This window comes from Planococcus sp. TJ-201 (assembly GCF_058268495.1).
This window is the reverse complement of record NZ_JBZDOG010000001.1, coordinates 147098-167392: the sequence shown is the minus strand read 5'-3', so window position 1 is coordinate 167392 and position 20295 is coordinate 147098. Positions and strand designations below refer to the sequence as shown.

The 20295-nt window shown below is 41.9% G+C and carries 32 protein-coding genes and 1 pseudogene; 24 read left to right on the top strand and 9 right to left on the bottom strand.

Annotated features, from left to right (window positions below; all coding sequences use genetic code 11):
- Positions 1 to 76 precede the first annotated feature (76 nt).
- Entirely contained in the window at positions 77 to 1012 is a 936-nt protein-coding gene (locus tag AC4EG4_RS00980; RefSeq protein ID WP_490986686.1) for an aminoglycoside phosphotransferase family protein, read from the top strand.
- 209 nt (positions 1013 to 1221) lie between these two features.
- Positions 1222 to 1437: a hypothetical protein gene (locus AC4EG4_RS00975; RefSeq protein WP_490978142.1), complete on the top strand. Its 216-nt coding sequence runs from the start codon at positions 1222 to 1224 to the stop codon at positions 1435 to 1437.
- A gap of 69 nt (positions 1438 to 1506) precedes the next feature.
- On the opposite strand, the gene AC4EG4_RS00970 is transcribed toward AC4EG4_RS00975, so the two are convergent.
- Together AC4EG4_RS00970 and AC4EG4_RS00965 are read right to left on the bottom strand one after the other, a co-directional pair.
- Entirely contained in the window at positions 1507 to 2199 is a 693-nt protein-coding gene (locus tag AC4EG4_RS00970) for a DUF3169 family protein (protein ID WP_490986685.1), read from the bottom strand.
- Positions 2196 to 2402, bottom strand: coding sequence for a helix-turn-helix transcriptional regulator (locus AC4EG4_RS00965; RefSeq protein ID WP_490978144.1), 207 nt, complete (start codon positions 2400 to 2402; stop codon positions 2196 to 2198). Before AC4EG4_RS00965 ends, AC4EG4_RS00970 begins: the two co-directional genes overlap by 4 nt.
- Before the next feature lie 426 nt (positions 2403 to 2828).
- On the opposite strand from AC4EG4_RS00965, the gene AC4EG4_RS00960 reads away from it, so the two are divergent.
- From AC4EG4_RS00960 to AC4EG4_RS00895, 14 genes and pseudogenes are all read left to right on the top strand, one after another.
- Positions 2829 to 3740 (top strand): NAD(P)/FAD-dependent oxidoreductase, encoded by a 912-nt coding sequence (locus tag AC4EG4_RS00960; RefSeq protein ID WP_490986684.1) that lies wholly within the window; start codon positions 2829 to 2831, stop codon positions 3738 to 3740.
- A 36-nt stretch (positions 3741 to 3776) separates the two neighbouring features.
- Entirely contained in the window at positions 3777 to 4364 is a 588-nt protein-coding gene (locus AC4EG4_RS00955; RefSeq protein ID WP_490986683.1) for a class I SAM-dependent methyltransferase, read from the top strand.
- 221 nt (positions 4365 to 4585) lie between these two features.
- Positions 4586 to 5974 carry a M1 family metallopeptidase gene (locus AC4EG4_RS00950; protein ID WP_490986682.1) on the top strand — a complete coding sequence of 463 codons (1389 nt, stop codon included), beginning with the start codon at positions 4586 to 4588 and terminating at the stop codon, positions 5972 to 5974.
- A 171-nt stretch (positions 5975 to 6145) separates the two neighbouring features.
- A complete protein-coding gene (locus AC4EG4_RS00945) occupies positions 6146 to 6703 on the top strand; it encodes an ATP-binding protein (RefSeq protein ID WP_490986681.1) in 558 nt (185 codons plus the stop codon).
- A 223-nt stretch (positions 6704 to 6926) separates the two neighbouring features.
- The gene (locus AC4EG4_RS00940) at positions 6927 to 7382 is read left to right on the top strand and encodes a hypothetical protein (protein ID WP_490986680.1); all 456 of its coding nucleotides are present in this window, start codon (positions 6927 to 6929) and stop codon (positions 7380 to 7382) included.
- A gap of 115 nt (positions 7383 to 7497) precedes the next feature.
- Positions 7498 to 7986: a hypothetical protein gene (locus AC4EG4_RS00935; RefSeq protein WP_490986679.1), complete on the top strand. Its 489-nt coding sequence runs from the start codon at positions 7498 to 7500 to the stop codon at positions 7984 to 7986.
- Positions 7987 to 8012: 26 nt separating this feature from the next.
- The gene (locus tag AC4EG4_RS00930) at positions 8013 to 8177 is read left to right on the top strand and encodes a hypothetical protein (RefSeq protein ID WP_490986678.1); all 165 of its coding nucleotides are present in this window, start codon (positions 8013 to 8015) and stop codon (positions 8175 to 8177) included.
- A gap of 80 nt (positions 8178 to 8257) precedes the next feature.
- Complete coding sequence (locus AC4EG4_RS00925) at positions 8258 to 8716, top strand: NUDIX hydrolase (RefSeq protein ID WP_490987170.1); 459 nt, start codon at positions 8258 to 8260, stop codon at positions 8714 to 8716.
- Positions 8703 to 9077: an NUDIX hydrolase gene (locus AC4EG4_RS00920; protein WP_490986677.1), complete on the top strand. Its 375-nt coding sequence runs from the start codon at positions 8703 to 8705 to the stop codon at positions 9075 to 9077. The genes AC4EG4_RS00925 and AC4EG4_RS00920 overlap by 14 nt, the downstream gene beginning before the upstream one ends.
- 7 nt (positions 9078 to 9084) lie before the next feature.
- Positions 9085 to 9225 (top strand): annotated as a pseudogene (locus AC4EG4_RS00915) (DALR anticodon-binding domain-containing protein); the annotation flags it as partial.
- Positions 9226 to 9246: 21 nt separating this feature from the next.
- Positions 9247 to 9657, top strand: coding sequence for an HIT family protein (locus AC4EG4_RS00910; protein ID WP_490986676.1), 411 nt, complete (start codon positions 9247 to 9249; stop codon positions 9655 to 9657).
- 210 nt (positions 9658 to 9867) lie between these two features.
- Positions 9868 to 10149, top strand: a complete 282-nt coding sequence (locus AC4EG4_RS00905) for a GNAT family N-acetyltransferase (RefSeq protein ID WP_490986675.1) — start codon at positions 9868 to 9870, stop codon at positions 10147 to 10149.
- A 68-nt stretch (positions 10150 to 10217) separates the two neighbouring features.
- Positions 10218 to 10493: an ArsR/SmtB family transcription factor gene (locus AC4EG4_RS00900; RefSeq protein ID WP_490978158.1), complete on the top strand. Its 276-nt coding sequence runs from the start codon at positions 10218 to 10220 to the stop codon at positions 10491 to 10493.
- A gap of 44 nt (positions 10494 to 10537) precedes the next feature.
- Positions 10538 to 10924 (top strand): VOC family protein, encoded by a 387-nt coding sequence (locus tag AC4EG4_RS00895; RefSeq protein WP_490986674.1) that lies wholly within the window; start codon positions 10538 to 10540, stop codon positions 10922 to 10924.
- 51 nt (positions 10925 to 10975) lie between these two features.
- Here AC4EG4_RS00895 and AC4EG4_RS00890 read toward each other — a convergent pair whose 3' ends face one another.
- Positions 10976 to 11497, bottom strand: a complete 522-nt coding sequence (locus AC4EG4_RS00890; protein ID WP_490987169.1) for a GNAT family N-acetyltransferase — start codon at positions 11495 to 11497, stop codon at positions 10976 to 10978.
- Between the two features lie 193 nt (positions 11498 to 11690).
- On the opposite strand from AC4EG4_RS00890, the gene AC4EG4_RS00885 reads away from it, so the two are divergent.
- Positions 11691 to 12449 carry an MBL fold metallo-hydrolase gene (locus tag AC4EG4_RS00885; protein ID WP_490986673.1) on the top strand — a complete coding sequence of 253 codons (759 nt, stop codon included), beginning with the start codon at positions 11691 to 11693 and terminating at the stop codon, positions 12447 to 12449.
- Between the two features lie 241 nt (positions 12450 to 12690).
- Here AC4EG4_RS00885 and AC4EG4_RS00880 read toward each other — a convergent pair whose 3' ends face one another.
- Positions 12691 to 13491 (bottom strand): TIGR00266 family protein, encoded by an 801-nt coding sequence (locus AC4EG4_RS00880; RefSeq protein ID WP_490978161.1) that lies wholly within the window; start codon positions 13489 to 13491, stop codon positions 12691 to 12693.
- Between the two features lie 117 nt (positions 13492 to 13608).
- On the opposite strand from AC4EG4_RS00880, the gene AC4EG4_RS00875 reads away from it, so the two are divergent.
- From AC4EG4_RS00875 to AC4EG4_RS00865, 3 genes are all read left to right on the top strand, one after another.
- Positions 13609 to 14097: a cupin domain-containing protein gene (locus AC4EG4_RS00875; RefSeq protein ID WP_490986672.1), complete on the top strand. Its 489-nt coding sequence runs from the start codon at positions 13609 to 13611 to the stop codon at positions 14095 to 14097.
- A gap of 76 nt (positions 14098 to 14173) precedes the next feature.
- The gene (locus AC4EG4_RS00870; protein WP_490986671.1) at positions 14174 to 14437 is read left to right on the top strand and encodes a hypothetical protein; all 264 of its coding nucleotides are present in this window, start codon (positions 14174 to 14176) and stop codon (positions 14435 to 14437) included.
- Positions 14438 to 14603: 166 nt separating this feature from the next.
- Positions 14604 to 15098, top strand: coding sequence for a hypothetical protein (locus AC4EG4_RS00865; protein ID WP_490978164.1), 495 nt, complete (start codon positions 14604 to 14606; stop codon positions 15096 to 15098).
- 178 nt (positions 15099 to 15276) lie between these two features.
- Here AC4EG4_RS00865 and AC4EG4_RS00860 read toward each other — a convergent pair whose 3' ends face one another.
- A complete protein-coding gene (locus tag AC4EG4_RS00860) occupies positions 15277 to 15921 on the bottom strand; it encodes an SDR family oxidoreductase (RefSeq protein WP_490978165.1) in 645 nt (214 codons plus the stop codon).
- A 193-nt stretch (positions 15922 to 16114) separates the two neighbouring features.
- On the opposite strand from AC4EG4_RS00860, the gene AC4EG4_RS00855 reads away from it, so the two are divergent.
- From AC4EG4_RS00855 to AC4EG4_RS00845, 3 genes are read left to right on the top strand one after another with little or no spacing between them, the layout of a single operon-like run.
- Positions 16115 to 16321 carry a hypothetical protein gene (locus AC4EG4_RS00855; RefSeq protein WP_490978166.1) on the top strand — a complete coding sequence of 69 codons (207 nt, stop codon included), beginning with the start codon at positions 16115 to 16117 and terminating at the stop codon, positions 16319 to 16321.
- A gap of 20 nt (positions 16322 to 16341) precedes the next feature.
- A complete protein-coding gene (locus tag AC4EG4_RS00850; protein WP_490986670.1) occupies positions 16342 to 17352 on the top strand; it encodes a S66 family peptidase in 1011 nt (336 codons plus the stop codon).
- 15 nt (positions 17353 to 17367) lie between these two features.
- Positions 17368 to 17865, top strand: coding sequence for a GNAT family N-acetyltransferase (locus AC4EG4_RS00845; RefSeq protein WP_490986669.1), 498 nt, complete (start codon positions 17368 to 17370; stop codon positions 17863 to 17865).
- Positions 17866 to 17915: 50 nt separating this feature from the next.
- Here the strand turns inward: AC4EG4_RS00845 and AC4EG4_RS00840 are convergent, their stop codons facing one another.
- A complete protein-coding gene (locus tag AC4EG4_RS00840) occupies positions 17916 to 18926 on the bottom strand; it encodes a PQQ-dependent sugar dehydrogenase (RefSeq protein ID WP_490986668.1) in 1011 nt (336 codons plus the stop codon).
- Positions 18927 to 19001: 75 nt separating this feature from the next.
- On the opposite strand from AC4EG4_RS00840, the gene AC4EG4_RS00835 reads away from it, so the two are divergent.
- The gene (locus AC4EG4_RS00835) at positions 19002 to 19124 is read left to right on the top strand and encodes a hypothetical protein (RefSeq protein ID WP_490978170.1); all 123 of its coding nucleotides are present in this window, start codon (positions 19002 to 19004) and stop codon (positions 19122 to 19124) included.
- A gap of 117 nt (positions 19125 to 19241) precedes the next feature.
- On the opposite strand, the gene AC4EG4_RS00830 is transcribed toward AC4EG4_RS00835, so the two are convergent.
- The 3 genes from AC4EG4_RS00830 to AC4EG4_RS00820 form a co-directional block, all read right to left on the bottom strand.
- Complete coding sequence (locus AC4EG4_RS00830; RefSeq protein ID WP_490986667.1) at positions 19242 to 19556, bottom strand: hypothetical protein; 315 nt, start codon at positions 19554 to 19556, stop codon at positions 19242 to 19244.
- A 19-nt stretch (positions 19557 to 19575) separates the two neighbouring features.
- Complete coding sequence (locus tag AC4EG4_RS00825) at positions 19576 to 19785, bottom strand: hypothetical protein (protein WP_490978172.1); 210 nt, start codon at positions 19783 to 19785, stop codon at positions 19576 to 19578.
- A 117-nt stretch (positions 19786 to 19902) separates the two neighbouring features.
- Positions 19903 to 20292 carry a ribonuclease HI family protein gene (locus tag AC4EG4_RS00820; protein WP_490978173.1) on the bottom strand — a complete coding sequence of 130 codons (390 nt, stop codon included), beginning with the start codon at positions 20290 to 20292 and terminating at the stop codon, positions 19903 to 19905.
- Positions 20293 to 20295: the final 3 nt, after the last annotated feature.

Here is a 20295-nt window from a genome sequence, read left to right as displayed (position 1 = left end):
AAAGATGTTTTAGCAGTATACTCAATAAATAAAATGATAGAGCATATTATGGATAGCCCAGCGAAGGAGAAGTCCAATGGATGCTAAAACCGTTATAGAAAAGTTCGGATTTCGTGTAAATGAAGAGCCTAAAAGCATTTATCCTTTTTCGCCTGTTTACCGGATTAAAGATGTTAAAAAAGACCTTATTATCAAGAAAACACAGCATCCCATGTTAAAAGCTGAGCGTTTAATGAAATACATAACCAGGTTGAGTGAGCGTGGTGTAAGGATTGTAGTGCCTGTGGCTTTACCAGTCGAAAATCCAATTTCCATACACGAAGATACGTATGTCGTTTATCCATTTATCGATGGAGCGGGATATACAGGAAAGGATTGGGAGATTGAAGAAGCTGGCCGGATGCTTGGCAGGATCCATTCCCTCTCTCCTTCAACGAACGAATATAAACTAGATCCTTATGATGTGTTTGATTTTAATGAAGCTGAAGTGAAAGAAAGTTTCGCACATATTTTAGAACACGCGAAGATCTGGAAGATCAAGATAGGCATAGAGCTAGAAGTGCAGCTGATGCAGTCTGTCCACAGTCAAGATGAATTTAAAAGCAGCAGCTTGCCTCATGTCACAACCCCCCATGATTTCAAAGCGAACAATTTAATTTATACGCCTGAACCTTACTTAGTGGATCCGGACAATGCATGCTGGATCCCTCGCGTGTTTGATTTGGCATTGGTCCTCCTGCTGTTTCATAATGAATTGGACACAGCTCCAGATCAGCCGTTTAGCAGTAAGCAATGGAACCTTTTTTTAATGGGTTACAAAGAATTCATTGTCCTGACGCCAGAAGAGGAAAAATACTGGCAAAAAGCCATTGAGCATGTGTTTCTTGATGAGGTGATGTGGCTGATGGCAGATGTACCGGATGACTGGGACAATCCGGCGCAACGCAATTTGTTCAAAGGCCTATTTGAATTAATGCAAAATCTTGATGTATACAGTATCGCAGAGCAATAGGGAGAGTTTGCTGATCAATCTATTGGGGACTTTTGGTGATGATGGTGAATTAAGATATGCAGAGAGACTGTGCCTAAAAGACATTTACTATTCTATCTGGAGGCCGACACGTGCTATAATGAGAAACTTAAGGCTTTTGAAATCTTTGCCTATAACTGAACGGATGCCAAAAGCCTCCGCTTATCGATCAAATATGGAGGTGTAACAACATGAACAAACGATGGACTTATAAAGAAATTAAAGCATTTGTCGAGAAAAACTCAGACAGTACCTTATTGTCGACGGAATATCACGGTTTTTCTCAAAAGCTGCTGTTTAAATGCGCATGCGGCAATAACTTTGAAAAAACATTTACGAAATTCAACACAAAAAATCAACGTAAATGCGACGTCTGCCAACCGCCAAAAGCGCCTCGCGGGGCGTAATCAATACATAAAACCCTGATTTCTATCAAAAGAAATCAGGGTTTTTACGTTCGTCTTCAATATTTAGGGTTACTTGTTTCGTACACTAATTTGATATTGTGTATTTGTTATTACGAGAACGCTGATGACGATGAAAATACTGAATAGCTGGGATGATTCTGACGCGATCGAGTAAAAAAGAAGCAGTACAACCGCTCCAATCAACAAAGAATTCATTGTCAGATAAGTTTTGTAGAGACCGCCCAACATAATATGTCTTTCACCATCGTCTGAAACCTCCAGCAACTTTTTGGCATAATTTTTGTCGCTGACTGATGGAAGCTCACGGTTTGGATACATTTTTGGGATTAAGTTTTGAATAACAAAGGACATGAAAAAGCTGGAAAATAAGAGGAATATTCCGGGGATTAGCAACCAAAGAGACTGATTAGTTAAGCTGCTCAAGCTTAAGGATGCCAAACCCAACAGCATAGCCAGATTGGAACTAAGATTTGCATCGCTATATTGCCTGTACATTTTTCCTTCTGCTGCATCCTCCTCGTCTCCAGTCAATTTTTGTTGGGTGAGGTTTTGAATACTAAAATACCGATAGATTGAGAACAAGAAGAATAGAACACCCATCGCCAAAATAATAAAATTTATAGCAGGTGCATAGGCTGAAAAGTCTAAGCGGAAATCTTCCTGAAGTGCAACTAGCATTCCAAAAAATCCAATCAATGCACCGATAATAAGTTGACCGCTAATTTTAACTATTTTTTTCATTCCAATTCCTCCTCTTCAAATTGAAAAATCTCTTCTACAGGCTCATTAAAGACCCGTGCAATTTTTGTGGCAATAAGTAAAGAAGGCATAAATTCTCCACGTTCAATCAAGCTCACCGTCTGTCTGGAAATCTTTGCACGCTTTGCCAATTCTGTCTGGTTAATGTTTAACCGTGCACGCAACTCCTTTAATTTTGTTTTCATGTCCTCACCTCTTATAAAACCAAGTGTAAATCATATGTTTCAAAATGACAAGTATATTAGTCAAAATAACGGGTTTGTGTTTAGAAATAACATATCGAATTGCTTAAATTTTCAAGTGGCTTGCAGCAAGAATAAATAAATGACCAATCAATTGCTTGACTGATTATTTATTAAGTGATATCTTTTTGTTAATTAGAGATAAAATGAGTCTTTGATATCTCTGATTGAGAAATACGAAAAAATTTAACTGCTTGTCAATGACTGGATTGTCGAGAAGTCAGATTAAGCCAGGTGTACTTTTTTTTATAGGTGATCAATAAAGGCAAAAACGTGGCTTGTGAATCGGAGGGAAGTCGAAAGCTAAGGGAACAGAGGAAAAGAACCAGCAGAAACTGTATCTAAAACTGACAGAAGGAAGATGATGATATGATAATGGACTGTGCAATAATTGGCGGCGGACCGGCAGGATTAAATGCCTCGCTGGTTCTTGGGAGAGCAAGAAAGAAAATTGTCTTATTTGATGACAACAAGCCACGCAATGCCGTGACTTCGGAAGCACATGGATTTATCACACGCGATGGCATTGATCCGCAGGAATTGAAACGAATTGCGCAAGAGGAGTTGTCCCGTTATCCGGACATCAAAATTGAAAAGCAGCGGGTGTTGCATGTCAGCAAGGAACAAGAGCTTTTCCACATCAAGGCCCAAAATGGCGATCTGTTCAAAGCCAAAAAACTAATTTTGGCAACCGGGTTCAAAGAAATTCTTCCGGACATCAGCCGGATAGAAGAATTTTATGGAACCAGCCTCTTTAGCTGTCCTTTCTGCGACGGCTGGGAGCTCAGAGATCGTCCGCTGGCTGTCATAGCAGAAATACCCGGTGCTTTTCATATGGCCAAAGTAGCTTCCAACTGGACAAACGACCTGGTTTTTTGCACAAACGGAAAGCAAATTCTATCTGAGGAAGAAAAAATAGCTTTAAGTATGAACGGTATAGAAGTCAATGAGAAAACCATTCAGACGCTGATCGGAGAAAATGGAGCGCTAAAAGGAATTCAGTTCGAAGATGGAGAAGTTCTTTCACGGACGGGCGGGTTTGTTGGATCGCAGTGGGTGCAGCCTTCTTCTATTGCCTCTTTACTAGGCTGTGAGCTGAACGAGCGGGGTGGAATTGAAGCCGATCGTTTTCAACGCACCACTGTTAAAGGCGTGTTTGCCTGTGGAGACACCTTGATGGGCGGACCGTCGCAGTTGATCATCGCCGCTGCAGAAGGCAGTATGGCAGGAATTGGCGTTAACGGAGAACTGTTGGAAGAATCGTTTATAACAGTAAGTTGAAATCCACTATTTAAAAGCAGAAGAGGAGAAATGCAAATGCTCAACGAATACGATAAAACACACGGTGCAGCTCACCAGCATGGCAAAGTATCTTACCTGGAAAGTGCAAAAAGAAGAGCAGAGTTCTCACCGGAAGCACTGCTGAATATGATTCCATTAAAAACAACTGATCATCTATTAGATTTTGGTGCAGGCACGGGTTATCTGGCCATACCCGCAGCAAAAAGAGTGGCTGGTCCAGTATATGCACTCGACATCGATCCGAGCATGCTGGAAATGATTCGCGAGAAAGCAAACAGCGAAAATCTTTCCAATGTTGTTCCGATTATGGGAGGCGACGGAGAACTGCCATTACCAGATGAATCCATCGATATAGTTCTTGCTTCATTGGTGCTGCATGAGATCTATCCTCTGACTAAAACGTTAACGCAAATAAAAGATGTACTAAGACCAGGTGGTTATTTAGTCGTCACCGAATTGGAGCCAAAAAATAGTTCAAGCCATAGAGCGCTGAGAATTTCACGAGCTGGAATGGAACAGGAAATAACTGATGCAGGAATGCGCCTAATAGAAAAATTCTTTCCAACCGAAAATATTTATGTATTGATTGCACAAAAATGCTAGCAATAAAGTAAAATATTTATTTTTTTGGTTGTATTAGAGATAACAAATGTCTCTAAAGTATCTAATAGATCAAAGAATTGTATCATTGAGCAAAGAGCAGAGTTTGTATCTGCTCTTTTATTCGTTGTCAAAAACTCCAAGCCAGCACCAAAAACAAATGCTAAAATTGAAGAGTAATGGACGAAAGGTATTAAAAAAAGTAAGGGAACGGGAGATGCAAGATGAAACGGAACATGTGGTTGGGGGTGCTGGCAGCTGTTATAGGTGCAATTGTTTTCTTAATTTTGAAGAACACTTTTTTTTGCGGTGAATGTGGTCAGCAGGAAGCCGAGCGGATTCAAAATGCCACAAATGCAGTTTATGATATTGGGATTGAGTTGAACGAGGCAGATGAATTTCAAGTGGCGGCTTCAGTTGATGTAACGAACGATTCTTCAGACACCTGGTCCGAAATCGGATTTTATTTGGTGCCAAACGCCATGAATTCGAAGGCAACGCCTTTTTATGAAGACGATGATTTGGAAATTGATATTTCCTCTGTAAGTGTTGATGGTCAAGTGGCTGAATTTAATTTGGATAACAATGAGTTGATGGTTGAACTGGCAGCAGATTTGAAAACAGCGTCAAAAGCGAATGTAACCATTGAGTACTCAATGGTGCTGCCGCAAAATGGCATGCGCTTGTCTCAAGTAGACGATAATTATTACTTGGCGCATTGGTACCCAATGCTCGGCCACTATCAAGAGGGCTGGGACATTAAAGATTACGATCCAACCGGTGAGTCTTACGATACCGACTACGGAGATTTTACCGTGAGCTATGACTTGCCCAAGGATTACTTGGTCGCGAGTTCAGCTGAAGATGGCTCTATTGAAGCGGCTGCGGACGGGGTTGTTACAGGGGAAAACATTAAAGATTTTTATTTAGCCATTATGAATCCGGACGAATGGGAATTTGAAACGGTATCAGCCAACAATACAAATTTGCGTGTATTTACCCCGCGCTCAGTGAACATGCTGGAGGAAACGTCTGAACTGGCTGTGGATGCTTATGTCTATTTTGAAGAAAAGATTGGCGATAACCCATTTGGCGAACTGGACATCATCGGCAACAATGGCTATATGGAATACCCGAACATTATTGAAGTGGCTGCAGATGAAGCATCTCAAGAGTCGGTCCTGGTGCACGAAATTGCTCATCAATGGTTTTATTTTATTGTGACGAACGATCCGTACAATGAAGCGTGGCTGGATGAAGGGATAACGGAATTCAGCAGTTCACTTTTTCTCAGCGACTATTATGACGATGAGGAATACGGATTCTGGAGTGCCTCCACAGCCCAGGATTACTATCCGCCGGAAACCTATGTTAATTTGCCGCTTGACCGATTTGAAGACGAGTCATACTACTCCACCATTTACGGCAAGGTGCCAATGCTGCTGAAGGAGTATTTCGACTTGCTGGATGAAGAAGGAGCAGCACTTGAATTCCTTTCGGCTTACTACGAAGAATTTCAGTTCGAGCAAGTGGATACAGAAGCATTTAAAGCGTTTTTTGAAGACTATTTTGAAGGAGACCAAAGCGAGTTTTTGGACAGCTGGTTAGAATAGGAGAACGTTAAGAAGAGAGAGACTCGCAATGAGTCTCTTTTTTTGTGCATTTTCAACTTACTACCATTAAAAAAACGATCTATAAAATTTATATTAAATGGTAAAATATAGAGAATATATTAAAGTAAATTTGACTAAAAGCATAATCGTCTTTAGAAAGGAGTTATTTATATGAGCAGATTTGTGATTGTGACCGTGGGGAAAACCCATAGCGGCAAAACAACTTTTGCTAAAGAATTAGAAAAGAATTTATCTAATTCTATAATAATTGATCAGGACAATCACGCTGAAATTCTCAATACTTATTACCCTGTACTGGTACCCAATCAAGGACCCAATACAATTAAATATGCTCTAACTCAAACTATTGTCGACCATACTGTGAGTGAAACAAATTGTCACATAATTTTATGTAATTCGAACTTAAACCAAAACAATCGCAAAAATCTTCTGAACTATTTTCAAAAAAAAGGATTTTTTAGTGTGATTGTGTATTTTGAAATTCCAGATACCATCCTTGCAAAAAGAATAAAGGCGAGTAAGCGAGACAATAAAATTCTTAGGACGGCTATTTCTTTTGAAGAAGTACTTAAGCAACAAAAAAGTGTCAATGATAACTCGAATAAAGCCCTGATTATAGAAGAGGCCGATCATCTCCTTAGCATAAATAGTGAGAGAGAAGTAGAAGAGGTTATTGCCAAAATTGTAGAATTGCATAAAAATGCTTAATTACCATATCGATCTTGGCGTTTATAAGGAAGGATGCGTATTTAATACCAATTCTGTTCGGAGACAAAATCATTATACATCTTAAGTCTTAGTCTTAAGCCATCCCAAGGCGGATTATTTAAGTGGCCATTCAGTTTAACATGGGTTTAAAGGCATACTTAAATAAAGTCTAGGAGGTTTAGCTATCGATTCGAAAAAAATGCAGTCAGTTAGGAAATATATATTGTTTTCTATTGTGCTGCTGAGTATATGCGCAGCAAGTTTTGGACATTTTTCGAACTCACTTGAAAAAAATCATTTGGTTCAAGGTATCTTAATTGAGGTGTTTCAGCACGATTCAAAAGTGCAGCAGGATTTGAGCAGAGGAGAAGCTACCCTTTCAGCTGAAGAATTCGCGGATCATGCTGTCAAATTTGCGAAAGAGGTTCTGATCTATCCATTCTTCATGCTCCTAATTGCGCTATTCCTTAGTTTAATCGGTTTTTTTACAGTTGAAAATCATACTTCTGTAGCTGCTGGGTTTCTTGCAATGGCCGGTGTTTTTTCTCTTTTTACATTTGTTCCGGCCGCCTTTTTATTTATTGCTTCCAAAAAATCGCTTGAAGCAGAGCAAATATTGACCGTACCCCAAAATAAAGGAAAAATTCAACGCATTTATAGTGTGAGAAAAGAAGCTTAGCGATAAGCTTTTTTTCTTTGGGAAAGATTAACGGCAGAAATTATAGAAAGGAATTATTGAACAAATGGAGAATATAACCAGATAACAATTAAAATCAGAGCGGGTGATGTGCTTGGTGCATAAAATACTCATTTTCTTGTATGTCGTTTCTGTATTAATGACCATTGCGGCGTTCTATGGAATGAATTATATGACTGAACCTGTAAGGGATGATGACTTTCGCGGCAGCAACGGCAATCCTGCCTTCTTTATTGCGGCGGTTGGAATGCCGTTTATTCTGTATTTCTTGTATGGCACGGTGGAATTGTCGATGCGTGCTGCCAACAAATGGCTAAGCCAAAAGGGAAAGTTACTTGGCCTTCTGATCAGCACCAGCTTTATTTTAGCCGTTTCATGGATTACCTTTAGCAGAGCTCACGAATATCGCAATTATATCGTTGCTACAAAGGATGCCTACAGCAATCCGGAACAATTCGCTTTATTTAACGTTTTTTCCAACCATCTCTTTTTCAATCCACTGACATTTATGTTGGCAGTGGCATGTTGTTTCCTAATCGGAACCATCTGGAGTTTCGTGAGAGGAAAGAAAAGACTGATTACGTGACAGCAGAAAGAAAGGAATTCAAGAAAATGCAAAGTTATGTGAGTTATGGTTTGTTATTGATCTTGCTCCTTATATCCTTAGCAACTACTTGGGGTGAAACACATAAGACAATTATGTACAGCATTGCCATTGCTGGCTTGATGGGATTGGTATCGATGAAAATCATTGAAAACAGAGAGAACAATAAATAGTAAATTTGCTAATGCTCTTCAGCCAGTTGTATTCTTACGCTAAATCCATTTGGAGTACAGCCATGAAAGCAGGTATTTTAATGAGAGAACGCGGAGCAGTTATCCTTATTCAAAATAATAAAGTAGCGCTGATCAAACGTGTTAGAAATGGCAGCACGTATTACGTTTTTCCAGGTGGTGGAATAGAACCAGGAGAAACCCCGGAGAAGGCAGCTGAACGAGAAGCAATGGAAGAACTTGGAGTGGAAGTCAAGGTTCTTCGTTGTATTGATCGGATCAATTTCAACGGCATCCACTCCTTTTTTCTGGCAGAAATAAGGGGCGGGAATTTTGGTTCAGGCAGTGGAGAAGAATACATAGATCCTGATCGAAACAGGGGGGCGTATTTGCCGTTATGGGTGGATTTAGACGAATTGGATTCCATAAATATTATTCCAAAAAAGATTGCTGAAAAAATTCAGTCGGAAGGGAATTTGTTAAGTGACCAACGAAAGGATCCTATGGAATGGAGCAGCTGGCATTGTGATGATGAAAAATAAAATGCTGATGGTGAAAGAAAAAGAAACTAAAGGGTGGAGTGTGCCATCAGGCGAAATTGAAAAAGGCGAGAGCCCTGAACAGGCATGTGAAAGAGAGGTTTGGGAAGAAACAGGGTTCACGGTTGAAGTCGAAAAGTCTGTTTACACCAAGAACGTCCGCATCGGCCATTATAAGGTAACCACTTATTATTTTCTTTGCCGGATGACGGATGGACAACTTGCTTATGCAGACCCAGATGAAGAAATCACCGAAGTTGCCTGGAAAACCTACGATAAGTTGTTGGCAATGCAGCATGATTACCCCGAAGATTTGGAAATGCTTTTGTCTTTTTTTGATAAAAATACATTGGAGCTTAAGTGACGGGTAGTTTAACGCCTACTATGCACATATGAAAATCCTGAATGCCGACGAAGAACAAGAGGAGAGGCTGGCATTGGTTCAAGCTGTCACCATCGTTTTAAAAGAAGGATTGAGGCTGCTCGGCATAAAAGCGCCTGAAAAAATGTAGAGGAGAGGAAGGAGGAAAAACATGTCTTACAAAACCGATTGTCCATTTTGCAATCCCAACAAAGATCATAACCAACAGATCGTATTTGAAAACCAAACCTGCTTTTTTCTGCAGCATGACAACGAGCAGGAGGTGCTGGAAGGCAGTGGGGTGATTGTGCCGAAGCTGCACCGTGTCACGACATTTGATTTGACAAAAGAGGAATGGAGCGACACATATGACTTGCTGCATCTAGCCAAGGAATACTTGGAGGCGAAGTTTGCTCCAGATGGTTTCACGCTAGGCTGGAACGTGGGAGATGCGTCCAATCAATCGGTCAAACACAGCCATTTTCATGTCATTCCTCGGTATAGCGATGAACCGTTAGCTGGAAAAGGACTTCGCCACTGGCTGAAAAAAACCGAAAACAAACGAACGAAAGAAAATTTATAGCACAACTAAAGGAGAGTGCTCTCTTAGAAATTACTTATTATGGAATATAAAAATGATATACTAGTTATCTGTCAGAAAAATCACTTTATGGATGCGTCAAGAAATAAACGGTTGCATAGGCATTGCAGTTTCTATCCGGAGGAGGAGTGAGGGTGAAGCAAAAGATAAAAGAATGGAAAACACCGGCTATTCTGCTTGGGTCATTGGGCGTTGCCGGTATTGATACTTGGGGACGCGGGTTTTAAAGGTAAGCCAACCTCCAATAAGAAAGCCGAAGTGGGCTACGGATTTTTGGAACCTTATTGGGGAATGGGCTATGCGACAGAAGCAGTTGAGGGACTCTTAGAATGGGCGTTCAAAACAAATCTAGTTGAAAAGATCGTTGCAGAAGCAAATTCAGATAACATTGGATCGATAAGGGTGTTGGAAAAGATGGGGATGAAAAGGACGAACGAACATGACGGTATGATTTATTGGCAAAAGAACAAGTAGCGTTAAGACCGAATATCGGTCTTTTTATTCACTTGACATGCAACTAAAAGGTTGCTTATAATGGGTGTATGGATAATAAAGATGCAATATTCAAAGCACTCAACGACTCAACGAGGCGTTTGATATTGGACGAACTGTCCGAACGCAATGAAATGACTTTGTATGAACTGACCGTTCGCCTCATTACGAAACACCATCTTACAATTACCAGGCAGGCAATCGCAAAGCACCTTTCCCTGTTAGATGAAGCGGGGCTGGTAAAGTCTACGAAAAAGGGGAAGTATCGGGTTCTGACTTTCGACAAAGAACCATTAGAAAACTTGCTGGAAGGATGGATCAGGTAAGAGTCGTGACATGGAAACCATCTCTAATGAAGGAGGCAAACAGTATGGATATTATTGTAACCAGTTTATTTGTCGAAGATCAGGACAAGGCTTTGGAGTTTTATTCGGAAACCCTTGGCTTTGTCAAAAAGCACGACATCCCAATGGGGGAGTTCAGGTGGATCACAGTTGTTTCTCCCAATCATCTAAGGGGAACCGAGCTTGTGCTCGAACCGAACGCTCATCCTGCTGCAAAAGAATACCAACAAAAGATTTTTGCGGAAGGTGTTCCAGCTACCATGTTTGGCGTGGAAGATGTCCAAAGCGAGTATGAACAATTGCTTGAAAAGGGTGTAAGCTTCACGGTAGAACCAACAGAAATGGGCAACGTCAAAATTGCTGTGCTCGACGACACCTGCGGGAACTTAATCCAACTTGCGCAAATGCTTTAAAAATGGTAAAAATAAAACCGCCTTCAGCTGAGGGTGGTTTTTTGTAGCGATTTAGAGTTTCTCCAATACCTCATTTAGATTTTCCCACTCGTATATCAATTCGTTCAATATTTTCCCGTCGTAGTTCAGCTGAATTTTGTTCACTAGCTTCGCTCCATAATATTCGTAAAAATACTTAGTTTTATTGTCTTCCAGCACTTCTACAAAAATTCGTTCATAATCCAATCTTTTAAATTGCAGAAACAGCGCTTTCAACAGCATTTTTCCAATTCCTTGGCCTTGATAAGCTTCAAGTAAATAGATGGAAGTTAAATCTCCAGATCTCTCCACTGTATTGGTATCTCTTTTCGAAGCAGTGCCAAAGCCGATAATGTCGCCGCTGCTGGTTTCAGCAACTGCCACGTAGTCTTCTATTCTTCCGATATTGCTTTCCCATAAAGCTGTTCGTTTTTCATAGTACAGTCGGTCGAGAAAGCTGCTTGGCATAACGCCTTGGTAAGTCGTTCTCCAACTATCTACGTGAACTTTAGCGATGCCTGAAGCATCTTCTATTGTTGCTTTGCGTATATGCATCATTTCATCCTTCCTGATTTTGTATTAGTTTATAAATAATAACATGGAATAGTCTCAACAATCTGGGCGAACGCAAAAGTTTTCCGCTTAATGAAAAAATAGTATACTGATGATTAGTAGCCGGTATGGGATTAAACTGTCTAATTTCAAAGAACATGTACACTGAGACATTACAGTAAAAGGAGTTGTCTATTTGAAAATCCAACATATCCGAAACGCAACGTTAATCGTTGAATACGCGGGCAAAAAATTTTTAATTGATCCATTTTTAGCACCAAAGGGTACGTATCCGCCTTTTGCGAATTCGGCCAGACAAGATCAAAAAAATCCGTTGATTGATTTGCCAGTTGCCATTGAACATATCGTAGATGTTGACGCCGTGATTGTGACGCATTTGCACTTGGATCACTGGGACGATGCTGCAAAAGAAGCATTGCCAAAAAAAATTAAGCTATATACTCAAAATCAAGAAGATGCTTATGAAATTCAAAAAGCCGGCTTCGATAATGTAGAAGTTTTACAGGAACATACAGTCTTCGAAGAGATTCAATTGACTAAAACAAAAGGCGAGCACGGGAGAGGTGAGGTCCTCAAGCGTATCGGCCTGGTATGCGGTGTAGTATTCAACCATCCTGATGAAAAAACCTTGTATGTTGCAGGTGACACGGTTTGGTACCAGGCAATCCAGGATGAACTAACGAAACACCGCCCAGAAGTGATTGTGCTGAATGCCGGAGACAATCAATTTCTGGAAGGCGGTTCATTGGTCATGGGGAAAGAGGATGTCCACTCTGTTTTTGAAGGAGCTCCGAGTGCTAAAATCATGGCTGTTCACATGGAGGCAGTCAATCATTGGGCTTTATCAAGAGAAGAATTGAAAAGCTTTGCAGATGAAAAAGGAATGGCTGAACATCTAATAGTTCCGGATGATGGAGAAACGTATACTTTTTAAAGCAGCTACAGCTACTAAGTCCATTAGAAACTAAAATTTCTATGATTACATTAATTTGTCAATCCTTTAGCCGTTTCGAATATTTAGGGGAATTGTGTATTTAAATCCCGTTACATTAGTGTATTATTCACTATTACTGTATTTATAAAAGTCAAAAAGCGTCTACTCCTATCCTTGATCAGGAAAGAGTAGACGCTTTTTAGCTTTGCTTTCTTTATGGCATGAATCACAGCTGGAAATATTATCTTCCACCCAGTAGGTCAAACAATCCACCGGCGGCACTGCCTTCACCTTGTGAACGGCCTGCAGGGTTTTGCGGAGCTGCCGCAAACACGCGACTAGCCAGGCGGCTAAACGGCATTGATTGAATCCATACACTGCCGGGGCCGCGAAGTGTTGCAAAAAACAAGCCTTCGCCGCCAAACAAGGCGGTTTTGATTCCTGGAACTGTTTCGATATTGTAATCGACATCACCGGTCATAGCGACTAAACAGCCAGTATCAACTCGGAGCACTTCGCCTTTTTGAAGATTTTTGCGGTAAATGGTGCCTCCAGCATGGACAAATGCCAGCCCATCCCCTTCTAATTTTTGCATGATAAACCCTTCGCCCCCAAAAAAGCCTGCACCGAGTTTACGCTGAAATTCAATACCGATGGAAACGCCTTTAGCGGCGGCCAAGAATGAATCTTTTTGGCAAATGATTTTGCCGTTCAGCATGCTTAAGTCCATCGGAATAATCTTGCCTGGATAGGGAGCTGCGAAAGACACGTGGCGTTTGCCCGTTCCTTTGTTGGTGAATGCTGTCATGAATAAGCTTTCGCCTGTAACAACACGTTTTCCAGCACTCATCAGTTTGCCCATCAAGCCGCTGCCACCGGAACTTTTGGAGCCATCGCCGAAAATCGTCTCCATCGCGATGCCGTCTTCCATCATCATTAATGCGCCAGCTTCTGCGATAACAGTTTCTGAAGGGTCGAGCTCGACTTCCACAAATTGCATATCATCGCCATGCAGTTTAAAATCGATTTCGTGATTGTTCATTCCAATTCCTCCTCGGTTAAACCGGTATTTTTGATATATAATGGATACGTCTAAAGAGATAGAAAGTTTCACTAATTTTTGTGTATGAAAAAATATTTACGAATGGAGAGAGGCGCGATGAATGCAGAAGATTGGATTACCCATCTGGACATGGCAGCACATCCCGAAGGCGGTTACTTTAAACAGTCGTTCGTTTCACCCCAGAAAATTAGCCTGACGACTCATCCGGCAGAACGGAACTTGTACACCAGCATCTACTTTTTGCTGCGGTCGCAGGACATTTCCCATTTTCACAGGTTGAAATCTGATGAACTGTGGTACTTCCATACGGGCAATGCCGTAACCGTTCATATTTTAGATGCGGATGGAAACTACCGGGCCGAAAAGTTAGGGCTGTATTTGGCTGCAGGGGAACGGCCGCAGGTATTGGTGGAAAAAGGCAGTATTTTTGGATCGACGGTCGATGCGGAGAACACATTTTCATTGGTAGGGTGCATGGTTTCGCCAGGCTTTGACTTTGCAGATTTCGAATTATTGCGGCAGGCTGAACTGCTCAAACTCTATCCGCAACAAGAACAAATCGTTAAAAGGCTGGCATACGAATAAATTTCAAGTGCTCTATCGGCGATCCGGGATAAATGCTAGACTTGTGATAGACAAAGAAAAAGGGTGAGGGAGAAAAATGGGCAGTTTTTTATTGATTTTGATTATTGCTGTAGCGATTTTTGTAGGCATTGCATCCAAAAAATACTACGATAAGCCATACATTGTGAATTTTGGCATCGCTCTTATGATGGCGCTGTTGGTTATACAGACATTCCAAATGACGCCTATCGGCGGACTGGGCTATGCCGCAATCGCTTTATGTTCGATTGCCTTTGTGTTCCAGCTGGTGTTGGGAATAAAAAACGTCAAAACCGTATCGCAAAGTGAAAATACCAATTGAAAAATAATGTACGAAGCACCGTTGCGAACGGTGCTTTTTGCATGCATCCGTTTAAGCAAGAGAGGCTTGTGAAGTTGTTTTAAAAATAACGCGCTATGTAACTTTTTTGAGTTTAAGTTCGACTAAAGCAGTACAGGGAAATTTGACAAGAAGGAATGGTAATTCGATGGAAAAAGCATTGATGACTATCACTTTATTTCTATTCTTTTTAATGCCAACACAAAGTCTTGCACTCTCATGTGCAGAGCCTTCTTCGCCAGATAGAGCTTACCGGGAATACGATGCTGTGATTATAGGGACGGTTGAAAAAATCAAGGACCGCAACAGTGTCAAGATTTTAACAATCCGGGTCAATAAAAGTTTTAAAGGTGTAGATGAGAATATGATTACGGTAAAAGAAGATATTATGTGGGGAGAAAGTCAGCTGGATGCAAATTACTTGTACTACCTGAATGCAGAAGGTGGAAAATGGATCCATCCGCTTTGTTCTCCGACAACGGGCAATACAGATTTAGCAGATGAAGTTTTTGCGGATAAAAAGGAGATAGCTTTGCGGGATGGCAATCTTGCTGTGAATGATACAAGAGGCGGAGGAAGGACACTTTTTTTGGAAATGATGATAGTAATACTCGCAACGAGCCGCCTGAAAATGAAAAAATAGAGGGATTTCCAGTTTCCCTCTAAACTATTTGTAAATGTTTCTTAATACTATGTTTGGCAACACGATAGAGCTGGTGTCTCAAAAAAGATGTGAGATGGGAATCCCCACCGCACATCTAATCAGCAATCTCCTGTAATTTTAATCTAAAGTGAATGCTGCCACTTTAAGGTGAAGGCTTCTATAAACGGTTGAGTGCATCCTCGATACCGTCTTCACCAGACACAATTTCAAAAGTTTTATTGTAGACATGCTCATTTCCAAGAGAATGCAGCAGCACACGGGCTACATCTTCTCGTGGAATTTCTCCCGAATCCAGATTTTCAGTTGCTGAAATCTTTCCGGTACCGGGATCGTTCGTCAATAAGCCGGGACGAATAATTGTATAAGTCAATCCACTGGCACGCAAAATGTTATCGGCGTGGTGCTTGGCGACATAGTAATGGGCCATGTCTTCTTTCCACATTTCCCGTTTGTCGGCGTTGATGGCGCTGATCATCAGGAAGCGTTCGGTGCCGGTTTGTTCAGCTGCTTCAATCGTTTTGGCGGCACCATCCAAATCAATCAGCAAGGTTTTGTCTGCGCCTGTAGCACCGCCGCTGCCCGCTGCAAATACGACGGCATCACAGTCTTTCATAGCGTCCGCAATTTCTTCGACACTGCCTTCAAGGCTGGTCAACACGGTTTCCACGCCTAAGCTATTAAAAAAACTGAGTTGCTCTTCTTTGCGGATCATTGCTTTTGGGATATGATCGTCGCTGTCCGCCAACATTTTTACAAAATGACGTCCAATCTGTCCATTTGCCCCTACTACCAACACCTTCATCCGGATCAGCCCCCTCCATTTTTTCTGTACTTACCCATCATATACCCTAAGAAATCCAAATCAAGCTCCACTTTGCTTAGTTTATTCTGAAAAATGACAATTAGTCGAAAAGGGGACTATATTCTCAAGTTAAGTTTAGTATAATGAAAGATATCTTATTAAGTAACTGCTAACCGATTCTAGGAGGAACACAATGGAACCATATACCGAAACCAAAGCAATGAGCAATAATAAAACAACTGCAAAAAGAGAAACACCACCTGATTTTTCACAATTCAAAGGGAAAAGATTAGATAAAGAACCAAGCCGTTTTATGGAAATGCTCGGCTATGTATTTTGGTTTTGTTTGGGTGCCGGTATTTTACTGGCGATGATTTTTTCACTATTCTTTTTCGTTTAAACCAAAAGGGGGACTATTGGATGATTCGTTATCCTGCGAACACCTTCAAGACAATCGGCATCACCGCAACCTCTTCCGGTGTGGGGCCTGAACAGCATCATCTATTGGAACAGGCCATCGCCCGGCAAAAACAGAATGGATTCAACGTGGTCACCGGCGACACGGCTTGGACGCAGGAACTAGCTAAGTCAGCCCCTGCCAAAAAACGCGCCAACGAATTTATGGAAATGATGAATAATCCGGAGATTGATTTAATCGTTCCGCCTTGGGGTGGCGAACTGCTGATTGAAACATTGGAATACTTGGATTTTGCGAAGATGCAGCCAAAATGGGTGCTTGGGTATTCAGATCTCAGTGTACTCTTGTTGGCCATCACCTTGAAAACAGGGCTTGCCACAGCACATGGCACGAACATTGTGGATTTGCGCGGCGAAAAGAGCGATGATACGACCGGACGCTGGTCGGATGTGCTTAAAACAGCTGCGGGAGAAACCGTTGCACAACAATCATCAATACTTTTCCAAAAAGAATGGAATCATCAGAACCCTTCGCCAGTGGTCTTTCATTTAACCGAGCCGACCAATTGGAAAACGGTTTCCGGAAGGGAAGAGACGTTCTCCGGGCGCTTGCTAGGCGGATGCATCGACGTGATTCGTAACTTGACTGGTACACCGTACGGCAACGTTCAAGCGTTTCGGGAACAGCACATCCCTAGTGAAAGGGTCATCTGGTACCTGGAAAATTGCGAGATGTCTGTTGCAGATTTAAAACGGTCGCTGACGGGAATGAAATATGCAGGCTGGTTCGAGAATTGTGCCGGCATTGTTTTCGGCCGAAGTTCTGCAAACATGCCGGTTGAAGGCTATACAGTTGAACGGATGTACCAGGACCTGGCGGAAGAATTAGATCTGCCCATCGTTTACGACATTGATTTGGGGCATGTGCCGCCACAGGTCACGTTTGTCAACGGCGCCTATGCAGAAATTCAAGTCGCAAACGGCAAAGGAACTGTCATTCAAAAATTCAACTAAAAAGGATGTCGGACTATGGAAATACGCCAGTTGGATGCAGAAGACGCCCAAGCTTATTTTGACTTGCGCATAGAAGCATTAAAGGACAGTCCGGACGCCTTTGCTACACGGCTGGAAGACGCCATTCAAAGACCCATCAGCAAAACAGCGGAAAGTTTGGCGTTGGAAAATGCGGTCACATTTGGTGCATTTCAAGATGGTCAACTGCAGGGCAATGTAACGCTTGTTCGCAATGCAGCTCCAAAGCTGGAGCACCGCGCATCCGTTGTCGCTGTATACGTGACACCCAACGCCAGAGGGAATGGGCTTGCCAGCCGACTTATGCGGGAATTGCTTCACTATGCAGCAAAATGGCATGGCTTGGAACGTTTGGACTTGATGGTGGCGAGTGAAAATCTGCCAGCCATCACATTATATGAACAAATGGGCTTTGAAAAATACGGAACAGAAATAAATTCAATGAAAACATCGGAAAAATACATTGATGAAAATTTAATGGTGAAATTTATGTAGCATCAATTCAAGCAAAAAGGTGTATTGGATGGCTCCAATACACCTTTTTGCTATTCATTCAGCTTATACAGATGATCGTCGCCATCAACAGGCGTACCGCGACCATCTGTATTGTTGGTGATAAAATAGACAGAGTCTCCATCTGAATACACATCCCGGACACGGCCAAATCCTTCTACCGAGTCCAAGACTTCAGCACTTTCAGGATCGAGTATCTTAATAGCGGTTCCGCGCAGGGAAGCGACATAAAGAGAACCGTCGTGCATATCCATTCCACTGGGTGCCCAAGTATCGTCAGCGCCGGTAGTGAAAAAAGGCGATTCCAGGCCTTCTTCGGATTCTTCACCTTCGATGGTCGGCCAGCCGTAATTATTGCCTTCTTCAATCATGTTGATTTCATCATTTGCCGATTGGCCGTGCTCGGATGCATACATGGTATCATCGTCCCATGTAATGCCTTGTGGATTGCGATGGCCATGCGAATAAATTTCAAACTCGTTGGAGCTGTTTAGCTTTAAAATTTTGCCATTCACCGAGGCTAAATCTTGTGCAAGTTCGGGCGTCGAAGCATCGCCAATGGTTGCAAATAAGTTGCCTTCCGGATCCAATTCTAAGCGTCCGCCATGGTGAACATTGCCGGTCGGAATTCCTTCAAGTAAAATTTCATTTTCCAGCCATTGCCCGTCTTCCAAAACAAGTGAAACGATTTTATTGTAATCATTGCCTTCACTTTCGTAGACATAGTAGCCATAAGCTTCCTGACTTTCTTCGAAATCCTGTTTTAAGACAAATCCTAAAAATCCAGCTTCCGAAGCATCAGAAAGAGTATCGGAAAAATTGACTTTCTGTCGTGTAAGGGTTCCCTCTCCATCTATATGGGCAACTTGCCCCGTCCGTTCCGAAATGTAAAACTCATCGCCTGCCTTGTTGATTGCCCAGGGCGATTCAAGTCCTGTCGCTACTGCTTCAAAAGGAGCCGTCGCTTCGTCCGGGTTTGGAGCAGCATTGTTGCAGCCTGCCAATAACAGTAGTGAAAATGAGGGGATTAGTATTTTTTTCACAAAAAAACCTCCTTTTTTCCATAATAATAGAATCGTGCCTCAATAGGAAACAATACCTTAAAGGGAGGTGATTCCATGCCGCTGCTCAAAGACGTCAAGGAAACGGAAGAAATCCGCAAAAAGAAAAACCTGATCCGCATTATGACTTGGGTAATCGTAGCTGTTGTGCTGGTACTGGTTTGGTATTTTACTAAATGAAACTTCTTTTTTAAAGTTTACTTACCTACTTTGCCCAAAACCATTTGAATAAACGCTGATTGCATAACAAAGCCCCAAAGGACTAAACTTTCTAAAGTCTTTTGGGGCTTTAAATTATTAGGCTGGCTTTTTTTTCGTTTGAATAATTTCGACGATTGCTATTCCAATTGTGATGCCAATCAATACATTTATGATTAAAGGACTTAAAAACTCATCACGGAAGATCGTGGCAACGGTCAGTATGTAAAAAGCAGCCTGGGTAATTTTAGCGATGCGCGGAACGCCATCTTTCGGGTAGCGCAAGCGTGCCATCTGAAAGACCAGAAAGGCCAGGAGCAATGCCAAATAATGTGGCCAAGCCAAGCTGACCACCACATTGTTAACGATGGCAAATACCAGCAGCGGAATAAAATAAAACAACAGCGATTTCACAATTGGGGCCTCTTTTCGATTATTTTTTCGTGTTGTTTTGCTGTCTGCGGGCAACCAGCAAATACAAATTATAGATGGAAATAATCAATGCAATAGTGACGATGACAACCGAAACTACCGGATAAACCGAAGCTCCGTTTTGCATAATTTCCACCACTCGTGTGTAGATAATCCATGGTCCAATAACCAAAATAAAAATATCAAGTGCAGTACCTAATTTAGTTCTCATTAGTTTCCTCCAATAAAAGATAGTATCTCAATCTTATCAGACTTTAGCTTCAGCGTATGCATCAAAACCATAACAGCCGCCCATATAACTACAGGCGGCTGCCACAGGTTGGACAGATTATTTATGCTTGCGCAGCTCAGTTCTTGCCAACGCATCTGCTGCTCGGTTTTGAGAGTCGGGAATCCATTTAATAAAGCAGTAGTCAAAGTGGCTGCCAAGCTCTAATGCTCTTGCCAGCAGCGGTTTGAACTTGGGATTTTTAATTGAGCCTCTTTCAAACGCATCTACTGTTACCTGGGAATCTGACTTGATGGACACCATTCCTGACGATAAGCCTTTCGCAAGTTCCAGTCCTTTTACGAGCGCGGTAAATTCAGCCGTATGGTTGTCCATTTCTCCTACATATTCGCTCCATTGAATCATATGGCCTTCGCCGCGAATAAAAATGCCTACAGCGCTGACTTGAGGAGCACCGGCAGTTGCCGCATCCACAAACACTTCGAGCATGAG